The 13,490-nt window shown below is 62.6% G+C and carries 14 protein-coding genes and 1 pseudogene; 12 read left to right on the forward strand and 3 right to left on the reverse strand.

Features of this window, described 5'->3' with window-relative positions:
• On the reverse strand, positions 1-980 hold a 980-nt coding region (locus B0G57_RS28550; protein WP_104489611.1), incomplete at its 3' end, for a virulence factor.
• Positions 977-3,226, reverse strand: a complete 2,250-nt coding sequence (locus B0G57_RS28555; RefSeq protein WP_018442298.1) for a T6SS effector phospholipase Tle3 domain-containing protein — start codon at positions 3,224-3,226, stop codon at positions 977-979. The genes B0G57_RS28550 and B0G57_RS28555, both read right to left, overlap by 4 nt.
• Positions 3,227-3,538: 312 nt before the next feature.
• On the opposite strand from B0G57_RS28555, the gene B0G57_RS28560 reads away from it, so the two are divergent.
• The 12 genes and pseudogenes from B0G57_RS28560 to B0G57_RS28615 all read left to right on the forward strand — a co-directional run.
• Positions 3,539-4,462 (forward strand): urease accessory protein UreD, encoded by a 924-nt coding sequence (locus B0G57_RS28560; RefSeq protein WP_018442300.1) that lies wholly within the window; start codon positions 3,539-3,541, stop codon positions 4,460-4,462.
• Between the two features lie 235 nt (positions 4,463-4,697).
• Complete coding sequence (locus B0G57_RS28565; RefSeq protein ID WP_018442301.1) at positions 4,698-5,495, forward strand: transporter substrate-binding domain-containing protein; 798 nt, start codon at positions 4,698-4,700, stop codon at positions 5,493-5,495.
• Positions 5,495-6,163, forward strand: coding sequence for an amino acid ABC transporter permease (locus B0G57_RS28570; protein ID WP_018442302.1), 669 nt, complete (start codon positions 5,495-5,497; stop codon positions 6,161-6,163). The genes B0G57_RS28565 and B0G57_RS28570 overlap by 1 nt, the downstream gene beginning before the upstream one ends.
• Positions 6,160-6,810, forward strand: a complete 651-nt coding sequence (locus B0G57_RS28575) for an amino acid ABC transporter permease (protein ID WP_018442303.1) — start codon at positions 6,160-6,162, stop codon at positions 6,808-6,810. The genes B0G57_RS28570 and B0G57_RS28575 overlap by 4 nt, the downstream gene beginning before the upstream one ends.
• Positions 6,797-7,516 (forward strand): amino acid ABC transporter ATP-binding protein, encoded by a 720-nt coding sequence (locus B0G57_RS28580; protein ID WP_018442304.1) that lies wholly within the window; start codon positions 6,797-6,799, stop codon positions 7,514-7,516. Before B0G57_RS28575 ends, B0G57_RS28580 begins: the two co-directional genes overlap by 14 nt.
• 47 nt (positions 7,517-7,563) lie before the next feature.
• The gene (gene ureA, locus B0G57_RS28585) at positions 7,564-7,866 is read left to right on the forward strand and encodes an urease subunit gamma (RefSeq protein WP_018442305.1); all 303 of its coding nucleotides are present in this window, start codon (positions 7,564-7,566) and stop codon (positions 7,864-7,866) included.
• 19 nt (positions 7,867-7,885) lie between these two features.
• Positions 7,886-8,191 (forward strand): urease subunit beta, encoded by a 306-nt coding sequence (locus tag B0G57_RS28590; RefSeq protein WP_018442306.1) that lies wholly within the window; start codon positions 7,886-7,888, stop codon positions 8,189-8,191.
• Between the two features lie 99 nt (positions 8,192-8,290).
• Positions 8,291-9,997 (forward strand): urease subunit alpha, encoded by a 1,707-nt coding sequence (gene ureC / locus B0G57_RS28595; protein WP_018442307.1) that lies wholly within the window; start codon positions 8,291-8,293, stop codon positions 9,995-9,997.
• A gap of 21 nt (positions 9,998-10,018) precedes the next feature.
• Entirely contained in the window at positions 10,019-10,684 is a 666-nt protein-coding gene (gene ureE / locus B0G57_RS28600; protein WP_018442308.1) for an urease accessory protein UreE, read from the forward strand.
• Positions 10,671-11,351 (forward strand): urease accessory protein UreF, encoded by a 681-nt coding sequence (locus B0G57_RS28605; protein ID WP_026229975.1) that lies wholly within the window; start codon positions 10,671-10,673, stop codon positions 11,349-11,351. The genes ureE and B0G57_RS28605 overlap by 14 nt, the downstream gene beginning before the upstream one ends.
• 23 nt (positions 11,352-11,374) lie before the next feature.
• Positions 11,375-11,995 (forward strand): urease accessory protein UreG, encoded by a 621-nt coding sequence (gene ureG, locus B0G57_RS28610; protein ID WP_018442310.1) that lies wholly within the window; start codon positions 11,375-11,377, stop codon positions 11,993-11,995.
• 3 nt (positions 11,996-11,998) lie between these two features.
• Positions 11,999-12,160: pseudogene (locus tag B0G57_RS28615) on the forward strand (XRE family transcriptional regulator); the annotation flags it as partial.
• A 17-nt stretch (positions 12,161-12,177) separates the two neighbouring features.
• On the opposite strand, the gene waaA reads toward B0G57_RS28615, so the two are convergent.
• Positions 12,178-13,482, reverse strand: coding sequence for a lipid IV(A) 3-deoxy-D-manno-octulosonic acid transferase (waaA, locus tag B0G57_RS28620; RefSeq protein WP_018442311.1), 1,305 nt, complete (start codon positions 13,480-13,482; stop codon positions 12,178-12,180).
• Positions 13,483-13,490 lie beyond the last annotated feature (8 nt).

A 13,490-nucleotide genomic window follows, 5' to 3' on the forward strand; every position in this document is an offset into this window, starting at 1 on the left:
TTGCCGGTCGCCGCTTTACCGATCCAGGCGAGCGGCGCGCGCTCGGTTTTCATCTGCGGTCCGGCGAGGATCAGCAGCGCGATGTTTTCGTTGAGTTGATTGTCCTTCGGCGGAAAGCTCGGCGCGTCCCAGTTCATCACCCAGACGCTTTCCTGCGGGTGCGCCTGGAGGTAATCGAGTGCGGCGTTTAGCGAAGCGAAGCCCGCGTTGGGGCCGCCCGGCGTTATTCGTACGTCGGGTGGCGTATCTTTGCTCCAGAGGTCGGGAAACGACTTGTTACCGATTTCGAAGTACCTCATGATCCTACTACTTAGATACGTTTGCGCTTCGGCCGGATCGAGACGATCAGAGGGGATCGCAAGTTCGACGTGAATGCCGGCCACTTCCCGCCACTTCCTTCGGTCATCTGGCTTGACCGTATAGAAGTATTTCGCGTTCATCACATATCTTTCGTCGAAAATCCCGAGAAGCTTGTCAACGTACTTGTGGTAGAAGCCTTTGAATGTTTCCGTGCCGCGGTTGCCATAGGCGATTCCCGCAACTGGCTGAAGCGAAGTAAAACTAGCAGGATCGGTCCTCACCATGTCGTCGTTCTTGTTCGGCTTGACGAGACCGAGCGTCCATAAAATTTGCCACTCCGTTGGATAGTCGCGACGCTGGAGCGGATTTAACCACTCGATCCCTACCACTTGCGCAACGAACGGCTCGGCCGCCTCCACGGCTCCGGCTTTCGTCGCGACTGTTTGCGCTTTCGCTGTATCGAATGTGCCGAGTGAAAAAAATGTGCTCACTGCCAAAACACATACGCCCATCCAGAAAGGAAAATGCACCAATCGCTTCATGAAGTCCTCATCGGTAAAGTATTGTGGCTCGCGCGAGTCCGCGTAAAGCATCCAGGCCAGTGTCATCGCGAAGGTGAACAAAGTGGCACCAACTGCGAGCAAAAGCCGCCGGCGCCAAGTGCCTATCAATGAACTCATACAACACCCCCCGCGCTCAGGAACAAATCACCCTCTCGCTGATCGTCGATCTCGGCTGGCTTCACGGCCTCAGGATCGTTGTGTGCCCAGTCATGTAGCGGCACGCCATTTTTAGTCCCCATGTCGAAGTATTCCCAGTACATTTTGGCCGGATTGGTGTCGCTCAAACCATTTCCGAACCGCCAATCCGCCTCGATACGAAGCGCCCACCAGTCATCCTCCGACAGATAGCAAAGGCCGATCGCGATGTCATATGCGAGCGCTTTCCTGGCATGCATCGGATTGGTCAGAATCGTCGAATGGTTTGTCGGATTGTTTTTGCTGCCCTCCTTCAGGATCTTGCCGATCTGCCCGTTACGCCATGCTTTGTATTCGATCGTCGCCTTGGCCAGATTGTCTTCGCCGGCCACCTTGCCGTCGTCGTTCACCCACCCTTTAGTACGACCGTGCCGCTCATTTCGGCGAGCCTCCTGCCGCATCAGTGCATGGTCCTCGTAGCGTTGCGCGGCCTCGCTTTCCTGCGTGCCCTGCGCGTGCATCTCAGGTTTGCGCGAGCTGAAAGTGTCATAGGGGTCGTCGGCGTCCTTATCACCCTCGCGCTTTTGCGCGTTGCGTGCTGCCGAAGGCGGGTCATAGCTCTCATTGAACCGGCTCTTTAAGCCATCAACGACAATCTCCGACACCCTCCCATAACGCATCGCCTCGGGCTCGAACGGCTCGTCCAGCTTCGGAGCGGTTACAGGGATGGTCCAGTTCTCTGGTGGATCCGCATTGATGCGCGGCTTCGCGATGAGCCGCGCGAAATAGAGAAGCGGCGCCGTTGCCAACGTACCCAGCGCGGCAAGCGGATTCTCGTTCGCGTTCAATGCGCGGTAGAGCCCGAACTCGGCGCTCGGCGAGGGTGGATACCAGAATCCCTTGCTCCGGTTCACCGTCGCCCGCCAGTCGTCTTCCCAATAGCGATACGTAGGGCTGTCAGCTGGATCCTTTCCGACTAACCACCCCGATGCGAACACGCGCTGCGTGAAGACGCCATGACCGCCGGTCCGCTCGATCTCCTCTGCGCTCATGCCGCGCCAGCCGATCCCTTGCACGGTCGTTGCCGAAATCACCTGGTCGTGCGGGCAACAGTAGAGCGTCACGCGGCCAAGCGTGTGGCCATTCAGGCCGTGACTGGTGCGATCATCGCCGGCGCTATACGGTTTGCCTTTCGCGGACGGCCGTTTGTTGCCCATGTCCTCATCGAGTTCGCGCGCATCGGGCTCCAGTGCGGCGCGCTTGCGCAATATCTCGAAGAACGCTTTCAACGTGTCAGCCCGAGCGTTGAACGTCGCGCGGCCGCGGTTGCCATCGGCGTCGCGCACCGTGCGCTGCGCCCAGTTCTCCATGCCCAGCTTCTCGACGAGGCTGTACGGCGCATTGGCCAACACGTAGGCGTCCGCCACACAGCTACCGGCCTTGCCCCACGGGTCAGTCACTTCGGACATCCTGTCACCGAGAAAGGCGGCCGCCAGCCCGATCATGTTGCCCTGGCTGTGACAGACGACGGTGATCGGCACATCGGCCTGCTTCTCTCGTATCGATTTGATCAGCTTCGCGAGCCGCAGCGCGGCCATCACCATGTAGGCGCGCGGCGGCGTTTGATAGATCAGACGCGGCGTCGAATTCAACGCCTGCACCGTGAGCCAGCCGAAGATCCGATCGTCGAGTCCGGGGCTCCATAGATCCGCGAGGCTCGAGCAGCCATTCGCAAACGGGCCGCCGCCCCAATAGTTGTGCTCGTTGAGAAACAGGTTCGCGCCGTAGTCCTTGAGATCCTGCTTGTTCGCTTTGTAGCCCCAACGGAAATGGATGACCGGAGAGAACGACGGATCCGGCTTGATATAGGTCTCAGCCCACATCTTTGGATTGACATAGCCGTCGGGTGTCAAACTCTCGATATAGCTGACCGGCGCCATCTGCCCGGCCTTGACGCCCGTATAAGCCAGCTGACCGTCCAAGCGGCCCAACCGCCGGTTCAGCCCTTTGCAGAGACCCTCCTCAGCGGCGGTGTACCACTCGCCTTCGGAGTTCACACCGTGTACGAAAATAACGACGCCAGGCAGAGGCATCTGTTTGACGCAGATCAGTTCACTGTCCATGTCGAAGAGCGTGACGCCCTCCGCAGTGCCGACCAGGATCCGCGGCGGCATCCTTTTTCCGGCCTCGTCCGGCGATGCAACAGTGCCTTGATTCGATTCGGTCATGTTCTTGTTAGCCCGTTCTTTAACTCGGTTCTGCATCGCCTACTCTCTTGCTTTGTTATTGCCTCTGTTCGTATCGAATCGCTCCAATTGCGCATATGCGATACGCATGAAGCGATCGCATGTGAACGAGGCGAACGATGCGCCGCGAACGCTATCGCGATCTTCTAGTGCGATCAAACTAGGACGAAATAACGGGAGGGACGACTCGGGCCCGCATCAACAGGGGCGATGCGGATTGGGTGAGAGAACTGGCCTCGACTGCGCCGTTCGTGTAGATTCGCGGCACAGCCCCCGTTGCCGCTTTTCCCGTCGATGCTTTCACCCCAACAGAACTCATTTGTCAGCGCGCCCTCCCCGGCTGCCTCACCGCAGCCTTCCAGCGCGCAATCGATACCCGCGAACAGCTGGGACGCCAGCCTCGAGCTCCGCTTCACGCGTAATGCCGATCGCACGACGTTATCGAAGCGCCTCCATCGCGGCCCGCTGCTCGTGCAGCGGCCGCTCTACCCCGAAGGCGATGGGATCTGCCATGCGGTGATCGTCCATCCGCCCGGCGGCGTGGCCGGCGGCGACCGACTCGTCATCGACATCGATGTGGGGGAAGCCGCACACGCGGTCTTGACGACACCGGGCGCGACGAAGTGGTACAAGGCCAACGGGCAACGGGCCGCGCAAAAAATCCAAATCGACGTAGCCGCAAACGGAAAGCTCGATTGGCTGCCGCAGAACAACATCGTCTTCGACGATGCGCGAGCCGACCTCGAATTCGCCCTCACCATCGCACCGGGGGCAACGGCCATTGGCTGGGATGCGATGCAGCTCGGCCGGCAAGCGGCCGGAGAACGGTGGGCCAACGGCGAGCTGACTTCCCTCACCTCCCTCGCACTAAAAAACGACGGCCACAGCTCGCTCCTATGGCATGAACGCGCCCAGTTGGACGCACACGATTCGCTGCGCGATGCGCCCCAAGGCCTGGCCGGGTTCGCTGCCTTCGGCACGCTATGGGCAGTCGGCGCGGCCTGCACGCCGGAGCTCGCGGAAACCTTAGCCGAGCAGTTGCCGTTCGAATCAACGCTGCGCGCAGGCGCGACAGCGCTGCCCGGCGGGGTGCTGCTCGTGCGCGTGCTCGCCTCGTCGATGGAGCCGTTGCAGCAGCTCATGCACCAATGCTGGACCGCGCTGCGGCCCATCGTTCATGGTGTCGCCGCTCGCCCGCTGCGCCTTTGGGCGACCTAAGCCGCCTCAAAACGCCATGCAACGGGGCATGAAAGCACCACAATGAAGCGGATATCGGTACACACGTCCCAATTCGGTGCACTCAATGCTCTCGCCGGCTGATTCAGGAAGGGCCTGACAGGCCAGACCAGTTGCTGGGGACGTTGGCATAGCCCTTGCTCAATCCGGCGCTCAAATCGGCTACGGACGGTGTCGCATTTCCCGCGGCGCGAGTGGCCGCGTAGGAGACCATTCCATGAAGCAACGTTTCATCGGGCGCGCCTTTGCCGCGCTCGTCGCCGCCGTCGCCGTGGTCGCCGCGACGTCGAGTCAGAACGCCCAAGCCGATGCGCTCGACACCATCACGAAGAGCGGCGTCCTGCGTGTCGCCGTACCCGAGGACTATCCTCCGTTCGGATCGGTCGGCACCGATATGAAGCCGCAGGGCTACGACATCGACATGGCCGGCGTGCTCGCGAAGTCGCTGAACGCGAAGCTCGAACTGGTGCCCGTCAACAGCGCGAACCGGATTCCCTATCTGACGACGAACAAGGTCGATCTCGTCATCTCCTCGCTCGGCAAGACGCCCGAGCGCGAGAAGGTCATCGATTTCTCGCAAGCCTACGCACCCTACTATCAGGGCGTATTCGGCCCGGCCGACGTCAAGGTCGCGAGCCCAGCCGATCTGACGGGCAAGACGGTTGGCGCGACGCGCGGCGCGCTCGAAGAAGTCGCGCTGACTCAGATGGCCCCCAATGCAACGATCAAGCGCTTCGACGACAACAATGCCACGATCGCCGCATTCCTCTCGGGACAGGTCGAGCTGATCGCCGCCGGCAACGTCGTGGCCGCCGCCATCATCGCGAAGAAGCCGCCGCGCCTGCCGGAGCCGAAGTTCGTCATCAAGAGCTCGCCCTGCTACGTGGGTCTCAACAAGAACGAAACGCGTTTGCTCGAAAAGGTCAACGCCGCGATCGCCAACGCAAGACACGACGGCACGCTCGACGCGATCTCGAAGAAGTGGCTCGGCCAGCCGCTGCCGGCTTCGCTGTAATGAGCTACGCGCTGCAATTCGGCGACCTCGCGCAATACGCGGGCATGTTCGCGCGCGGGGCGGCCTTCACGCTCGGGCTGACGGCGGCCTCGACAGTGCTCGGCGTCGCGATCGGCATCGGCGGGGCCGCCGCGCGCGACGCGCGCTCGGCCCCGTTGCGCGCGATCGCGTCAGCCTACGTCGAAGCGATTCGCAACACACCGTTCATCATCCAACTGTTCTTTGTCTTTTTCGGGCTTCCGGCGCTCGGTCTACGGCTCGATGAGATCTCCGCATCGGTCATTGCGATGACGCTGAACCTCGGCGCCTATGCCACGGAGATCATTCGCGCAGGCGTGGCCGCAGTGCCGCGCGGACATCTCGAAGCCGCGGCCTCGCTCGCCATGACGCCCGCGCAAACCTATCGGCATGTTGTGCTGCCCCAGGCTCTCGCAAAGGTGTTCCCGGCTCTTTCGAGCCAGATCGTCATCGTCATGCTCGGCTCGGCCGTCGTCTCGCAGATCTCGGTACCCGATCTGACCTATGCGGCGAGCTACATCCAGTCGCGCAATTTCCGGGCGTTCGAAACGTATCTCGCGATTACCGTGGCCTATCTCGGGCTTGCCGTCGTCGTGCGTGCCCTGCTCAATATCGCAGGCCGGCGGCTCTTTCTGCGAGGTTCACAATGATCGAGTTCAGCCTCACGCAAATCCTCGAGAACCTGCTGCTCGCCGCGCGCTGGACGGTCCTGCTCTCGCTCGTCTCCTTCGCCTCGGGCGGCATAGCGGGCTTTCTGCTGCTGCTCGCACGCGTGTCCCCGTCGTTCGCGCTGCGCAGTGCCGCGAAGATTTACATCGAAATCTTCCAGGGCACGCCGCTGTTGATGCAGCTTTTCGTAGTGTTCTTCGGACTGCCACTCATCGGACTCGATGTCGACCCATGGGTGGCCGCAACACTTGGTCTCACTTTCTTCACGAGCGCTTACCTCGCCGAAATCTGGCGCGGTTGCGTCGAAGCGATCCCGCGCGGGCAATGGGAAGCTTCCGCAAGCCTCGCGATGAACTACTTCGAGCAATTGAGGCATGTGATCCTTCCGCAGGCCTTTCGAATCGCCATCGCGCCGACGGTCGGCTTTTCGGTGCAAGCGGTGAAGGACACGGCGCTCGTCTCGATCATCGGCTTCACCGAGCTCACGAAGGCGGGAACGGTGATCTCGAACGCCACGTTCCGCCCGTTCCTCGTCTACGGCTGCGTCGCGCTCATTTACTTCGCACTCTGCTATCCGCTGTCGCGCACGGCCCGTGCGCTGGAGAGAAAACTCAATGTCGCTCGTTGAAGTCACCGCGCTCCATAAGCAGTTCGGCTCGGCCCATGTCCTGAAGGGCATCGACCTGAACGTCGAAAAAGGCCAAGTGGTCACGATCATCGGCCGCAGCGGCTCGGGCAAGAGCACGCTCCTGCGCACGCTGAACGGGCTCGAAAGCATCGATTCGGGATCGATCGATATCGACGGCGAACGCATCGATGCCCGCCATGCGGACCTGCGGCGCTTGCGGCTCAAGGTCGGCATGGTGTTCCAGCAATACAATCTCTTCCCGCACCTGACCGCCGGCGAGAACGTCATGCTCGCGCAAGCCGTCGTCAAGAAAGCGCCGCGCGCGAAAGCACACGCTTGCGCGGAGCAAATGCTTCAGCGCGTGGGCCTCGGCGACAAGTTCGACGCCTACCCGAGCCAGCTCTCGGGCGGCCAGCAGCAGCGCGTCGCCATTGCGCGGGCGCTTGCCATGGAGCCTTCATTGCTGCTGTGCGACGAAATCACGTCGGCGCTCGACCCGGAACTCGTCGGCGAAGTGCTCGGCGTGGTCGAGCAATTGGCGAGCGAGGGAATGACGCTTATCATGGTCACCCACGAAATGCGCTTCGCGCGCCGCGTGAGCGATACCGTCGTCTTCATGCATCAAGGGCGCGTCTGGGAGAGCGGCCCGGCCGAGCAAATGTTCGGATCGCCGCAGAGCATAGAATTGCAGAAATTCGTCCAGTAACGGAACGGCAACCGCGCTCGAGCACCGCTCGGCAAGCAGGTAAAACGATGAAGCTCACACCACGCGAAAAAGACAAGCTGCTCATCTTCACGGCGGCGCTGCTGGCCGAGCGCCGCAAGGCCCGCGGGCTCAAGCTCAATTACCCGGAGGCCGTCGCATTCATCACGGCGGCGCTGATGGAAGCGGCGCGCGACGGCCAGACTGTCGCCGAGCTCATGCATTACGGCACGACGCTGCTCACGCGCGACGACGTCATGGAAGGCGTGCCCGAAATGATCCCCGATATTCAAATCGAAGCAACGTTCCCCGACGGCACAAAACTCGTGACCGTCCACCATCCGATTCCGTAAGCGTGCGAGGTGAGGTCCTATGATCCCTGGCGAAATCCTGACCGAGCCCGGCGAAATCGAGCTCAATGCCGGCCGCGAAACGGTCGTGCTGGTCGTTGCAAACACGGGCGACCGCCCCGTGCAAGTCGGCTCGCATTTCCATTTCTTTGAGGCGAACGCCGCTCTTTCCTTCGATCGCGAGCGGGCGCGCGGCTTCAGGCTCAATATCGCGGCCGGCACGGCCGTGCGGTTCGAGCCGGGTCAGGAGCGCACGGTCGAACTCGTCGCATTGGCCGGCGACCGCACTGTCTATGGCTTCAACGGCAAGGTGATGGGCCCGCTCTGAGGCGTTCTCGCGCCCGCGACCGACCGCCGCCGCACCGCATCGCCCTGCCGACACACGCGCTGTAAGCCCGACGCTTATCCTTTCGGACACCGAAACATCATGACTCTTCGCATCGATCGCCGCGCCTACGCGGAAATGTTCGGCCCCACGACGGGCGACCGGATCCGGCTCGCCGATACCGAGCTGCTGATCGAAATCGAGCGCGACTTCACCGTCTACGGCGAGGAAGTGAAATTCGGCGGCGGTAAGGTCATCCGCGACGGCATGGGGCAATCGCAGCGCGTCGCGGCCGAAGTGGCCGACACCGTCGTAACGAATGCGGTGATTCTCGATCATTGGGGCATCGTCAAGGCCGACATCGCGATCAAGAACGGCCGCATCGCCGCGATCGGCAAGGCCGGCAATCCCGACATTCAGCCTGGCGTCACGATCGCGATCGGGGCGGCGACGGAGGTGATCGCCGGCGAAGGGTTGATCGTGACGGCGGGCGGCGTCGATACCCATATTCACTTCATCAGTCCCCAGCAAATCGACGAAGCGCTCGCATCGGGCGTGACGACGATGCTCGGCGGCGGCACGGGGCCCGCCACGGGCACGAACGCCACGACCTGCACGCCCGGCCCCTGGCACCTCGAGCGCATGCTGCAGGCGGCCGATGGTTGGCCGATGAACCTCGGCTTCCTCGGCAAGGGCAACGCGAGCCTGCCCGATCCGCTCGTCGAGCAAATCAAGGCCGGCGCCATCGGGCTCAAGCTGCACGAAGACTGGGGCACGACGCCGGCGGCGATCGACAATTGCCTGTCCGTGGCCGACTCGACCGACACGCAAGTCGCCATCCACACCGACACGCTCAACGAGGCCGGCTTCGTCGAAGCGACGGTGGCCGCCTTCAAGGGTCGCACGATTCACACCTATCACACCGAAGGTGCCGGCGGCGGCCACGCGCCCGACATCATCAAGGTCTGCGGCGAGGCGAACGTGCTGCCGTCGTCGACGAATCCAACGCGGCCCTACACCATCAACACGCTCGACGAGCACCTCGACATGCTGATGGTCTGCCACCATCTCGATCCTTCGATCGCCGAGGATCTCGCGTTCGCCGAATCGCGGATTCGCCGTGAAACGATCGCGGCCGAGGACATCCTGCATGACCTCGGCGCACTGTCGATGCTTTCGTCGGATTCGCAGGCGATGGGACGCGTCGGCGAGGTCATCATCCGCACTTGGCAAACCGCGCACAAGATGAAGGTGCAACGTGGGGCGCTACAGGAAGACAGCTCGCGCAACGATAACTTTCGAGCGAAGCGCTACGTGGCCAAGTACACGATCAATCCGGCGCTCACGCACGGCATCGCGCATGAAGTGGGTTCGATCGAGGCCGGCAAATGGGCCGACCTCGTGTTCTGGGAGCCGGCGTTCTTCGGGATCAAGCCGACGCTCGTCCTGAAGGGCGGGATGATCGCGCTCGCGCAGATGGGCGATCCGAATGCCTCGATCCCAACGCCGCAGCCCGTTCACTATCGGGAGATGTTCGCTACACGCGGTGGCGCGCTTGGGCGTACTTCGCTGACGTTCGTTTCGCAGATGGCGGCCGATGCCGGCATTGCCGAACGGTACGGCCTCAACAAAGTCGTCGTGCCTGTGCGCGGCTGCCGCGACATATCGAAGGCGGACATGATTCACAACTCGTGGCAGCCGTCGATCAGTGTCGATCCCGAAACGTATCAAGTGGTGGCGGACGGTCAGTTGCTCACCTGCGAGCCGGCCAAAGTGTTGCCGATGGCGCAGCGCTATTTTTTGTTCTGAGTCCTAAGCTTCGTTTCAGTCATGCGCACGATCGATAAACGCATCGCTCCCACCGTCATCGCCCGTTCGCTCGTCGCGCGCGCGCCGACGCTGACCCTCGCCTACGACGCACGCTGCAAGAGCCGCCTCGCCGCCTCGCTCGACAACGGCGAGGAAGTCGCGCTCGTGCTGCCGCGCGGCACCGTGCTCGCCGACGGCGACGTGCTCGTTGCCGACGATGGCGGGCTCGTGCGCGTCGCCGCCGCCAACGAATCGGTGCTTCTCGTCCGCGCGCCCGATGCGTTGACGCTCACGCGCGCCGCCTACCATCTCGGCAACCGTCATACACCGGTCGAAGTCGGCGCGGACTACCTGAAGCTCGAGGCGGATCCCGTACTTGAAGAAATGCTGAAGCGGCTCGGGGCACGGGTGGAAACCGCGTCGTTGCCATTCCAGCCTGAATCAGGCGCATACGGCGGCGGGCATCGGCATGGTCACGATGCGACGTTCCACGAAGACTATGCTATCGCGCAGCAGGTGTTCGAGGAACACCACGGGCATGAGCATGGTCATGCGCACGAACACGGCCATGCCCACGATCACGGACATGGGCATCACCATCATCATGGCGACGCTCATTGTCATGATCACGATCACGGCTGCACGCACCATCACGGCGAGCACGACGACGGTCATGCGCATCGCTGAACTGACTGCCCTGCTGCATCTTGCGTCGCCCGCGCTGCCGGTCGGCGCCTTCAGCTACTCGCAGGGCCTCGAATCGGCGATCGATGCACAATGGGTCACCGACGCCGAAAGCGCGCGCGCATGGATCGAAAGCGGCTTGACGAACGTGCTCGCGCGCTGTGAGTTGCCGTTTCTCGCACATCAGATCGAACGCTGGAATCGACTCGAAGTAGGTGCAATCGCTTCTGCCGATGCTGCGTTTCTTGCCAGCCGCGAATCTGCGGAGCTGAGGCGCGAAACGGAGCAAATGGGATGGTCGATGAAGCAGCTTTGCCTATCGCTCGAGTGGGGCAATGCCGAGCGCAGGGAAACGCTCGCTGCGTTGTCGCCCGTCGCTCAGCCAACTGCTTTTGCGTTCGCTGTCGCCGCGCACGCTATCGAAGCACCAGCCGCCCTCGCCGCCTATGCGTTCAATTGGGTGGAAAATCAAGCTGCCGCCGCGCTGAAGGCTGTGCCGTTGGGTCAGATGGCGGGACAGCGCATCATCGTCGCGTTGCGCGACCCGATCGATAGCGCCGTGGCCCGCGCACTCGAAACGCCGCCCGACCGGATCAATACATTTGCGCCGATGCTTGGCGTGCTGTCGGCGCGGCACGAGTCGCAATACTCGCGGCTTTTCCGGTCTTAGTCTTAGAAGAGAGGTATCGCTGAATGAGAACGAAAAAATTGCCGCCGCTTCGCGTCGGTGTGGGCGGGCCCGTCGGCTCCGGCAAAACGACGCTGCTCGAAATGCTGTGCAAGGCGATGCGCGATCAGTACGACCTCGTCGCGATCACGAACGACATCTACACGAAGGAAGACCAACGTCTGCTGACGATCGCCGGCGCCTTGCCGGCTGAGCGCATCATGGGCGTCGAGACAGGTGGCTGCCCGCATACGGCGATTCGAGAAGATGCATCGATCAACCTCGAAGCCGTCGACAGAATGCTCGCGCGCTTTCCCGACGCCGACATCGTCTTCATCGAATCGGGCGGCGACAATCTGGCGGCGACGTTCAGCCCTGAACTTTCGGATCTGACGATCTACGTGATTGACGTGGCGGGCGGCGAGAAGATTCCGCGCAAAGGCGGCCCGGGCATCACGAAGTCGGATCTGCTCGTCATCAACAAGACTGACCTGGCACCACTAGTTGGCGCCAATCTCGACGTCATGGCATCGGATACGCGAAAGATGCGCGGCGAGCGGCCATTCGTCATGTGTAATCTGAAAGCGCAGGACGGCCTAGCGGATGTGGTGTCCTTCATTGAGACGAAGGGGCTGCTGAAGGTCTGAGAAATGAAAAAGCACAGCGTGAAAGGAATCGACGTTGAAGCGAGCTCGGGCAACGTCTTTGCGGATCTCGGGCTGGCGGACGCCGAAAAGCTTCAGATCAAACCGGGTCTCGTTATCGAAATCGCTCGTGCCGTGCGTTGTCTAGGATTGACCCAGCAAGAGGCTGAGCTCGGCCGCAGGCCCTACTCCTCAGCGGCTGACCCGTCTCCCAACAGCGCCAACAACACTTCCACCGTCCGCGCGGTGGCCCCGCGATGCCGCGCGGCAAAAGCCGACGCGGCCGCCCCCATCGCCACGCGTCGCGGCCGATCGGCAAAGAGCTGATCGAGCGCCCGCGCGAGCGCAGCGGGATCCTCGACTTGCAGCGCCCCACCAGCGACGACCGCATCGGCCGTCGCCTGAGAAAAGTTGAAGACGTGCGGCCCTATCAACACTGGCACGCCCACGCCGCACGCTTCGATCAGATTCTGCCCGCCGAGCGGTAACAGACTTCCCCCGATGAACGCGAGATCCGACGCCGCATAGTAAGCGCCCAGCTCACCCATTGAATCGCCGAGCAGGACGTCGACATCGGCAGGCAACGGCGCATCGGCAACGCGCTCGGCCGCTGCCGCCGCAACAGCCTCGCCACCCCATGCCGAACGCCGCACGCAGCGCAGGCCGCGTCGCTGAACCAGATCGGCAACCTCGTCAAACCGCTGAGGATGCCGCGGCACGAGAACCAACAACGAACCTTTGGTCGCGAGCGCTTCGAATGCATCGAGCACGAGCGGCTCCTCGCCTTCTCGCGTGCTCGCGGCCACCCACACCGGCCGCGAACCGATCGCCGTGCGCCAGGCCCGCCCGCGCGCGAGCAGCTCCGTCGGCGTCGCCATATCGAACTTCAAGTTGCCGAGCACGGCCATCTGTCGCGCCCCAAGCGCCGTCAACCGCTCCGCATCGGACGGACTTTGCGCCAGCACACGCGCAAAACCGCCGAACACTTCACGCGTCGATTTGCCGAACCGCGCGGCGCGCTTGAACGATCGCGCCGACATTCGCGCATTCGTGAGCACGAGCGGCATATCGGCGCGACGACATTCGTCGATCAGCGTAGGCCAGACTTCCGTCTCCATTACGATGCCGAGCGAGGGCCGCCAGGCCCGCAAGAAGCGGCGCACCGCACGCGGCATGTCATAGGGCAGATAGGCGCGCGCAACGCGGTCGCCAAAAAGCTGCTCGCCCGTCGCGCGGCCGCTCGGCGTCATATGGGTCAGAAGCACGCGCGCATCGGGTCGCGCTTTCATCAGCGCTTCGATGAGAGGCTGCGCCGCGCGCGTTTCGCCAACGGATACCGCGTGGACCCAGATGAGCGGCGCATCGTCATCAGGCGAACGCCCGCGCGTGCGGCCGAATCGCTCGCCGATATGCTCGCGATAGCCGCGTTCGCGCCGTGAACGGATCAACAATCGCAGCACCGCGAGCGGCGCGACGATCCACCAGAGCATGCGATAAA

Origin of the sequence: Trinickia symbiotica (assembly GCF_002934455.1) — a bacterium.
Lineage (GTDB): Bacteria > Pseudomonadota > Gammaproteobacteria > Burkholderiales > Burkholderiaceae > Trinickia > Trinickia symbiotica.

What these genes read in the sequence shown, in the direction of transcription:
- B0G57_RS28555 (WP_018442298.1), bottom strand. Translation starts at nt 3,226, where the DNA reads ATGACCGAATCGAATCAAGGCACTGTTGCATCGCCGGACGAGGCCGGA.
- B0G57_RS28560 (WP_018442300.1), top strand. Translation starts at nt 3,539, where the DNA reads ATGCTTTCACCCCAACAGAACTCATTTGTCAGCGCGCCCTCCCCGGCT.
- B0G57_RS28565 (WP_018442301.1), top strand. Translation starts at nt 4,698, where the DNA reads ATGAAGCAACGTTTCATCGGGCGCGCCTTTGCCGCGCTCGTCGCCGCC.
- B0G57_RS28570 (WP_018442302.1), top strand. Translation starts at nt 5,495, where the DNA reads ATGAGCTACGCGCTGCAATTCGGCGACCTCGCGCAATACGCGGGCATG.
- B0G57_RS28575 (WP_018442303.1), top strand. Translation starts at nt 6,160, where the DNA reads ATGATCGAGTTCAGCCTCACGCAAATCCTCGAGAACCTGCTGCTCGCC.
- B0G57_RS28580 (WP_018442304.1), top strand. Translation starts at nt 6,797, where the DNA reads ATGTCGCTCGTTGAAGTCACCGCGCTCCATAAGCAGTTCGGCTCGGCC.
- ureA (WP_018442305.1), top strand. Translation starts at nt 7,564, where the DNA reads ATGAAGCTCACACCACGCGAAAAAGACAAGCTGCTCATCTTCACGGCG.
- B0G57_RS28590 (WP_018442306.1), top strand. Translation starts at nt 7,886, where the DNA reads ATGATCCCTGGCGAAATCCTGACCGAGCCCGGCGAAATCGAGCTCAAT.
- ureC (WP_018442307.1), top strand. Translation starts at nt 8,291, where the DNA reads ATGACTCTTCGCATCGATCGCCGCGCCTACGCGGAAATGTTCGGCCCC.
- ureE (WP_018442308.1), top strand. Translation starts at nt 10,019, where the DNA reads ATGCGCACGATCGATAAACGCATCGCTCCCACCGTCATCGCCCGTTCG.
- B0G57_RS28605 (WP_026229975.1), top strand. Translation starts at nt 10,671, where the DNA reads ATGCGCATCGCTGAACTGACTGCCCTGCTGCATCTTGCGTCGCCCGCG.
- ureG (WP_018442310.1), top strand. Translation starts at nt 11,375, where the DNA reads ATGAGAACGAAAAAATTGCCGCCGCTTCGCGTCGGTGTGGGCGGGCCC.
- waaA (WP_018442311.1), bottom strand. Translation starts at nt 13,482, where the DNA reads ATGCTCTGGTGGATCGTCGCGCCGCTCGCGGTGCTGCGATTGTTGATC.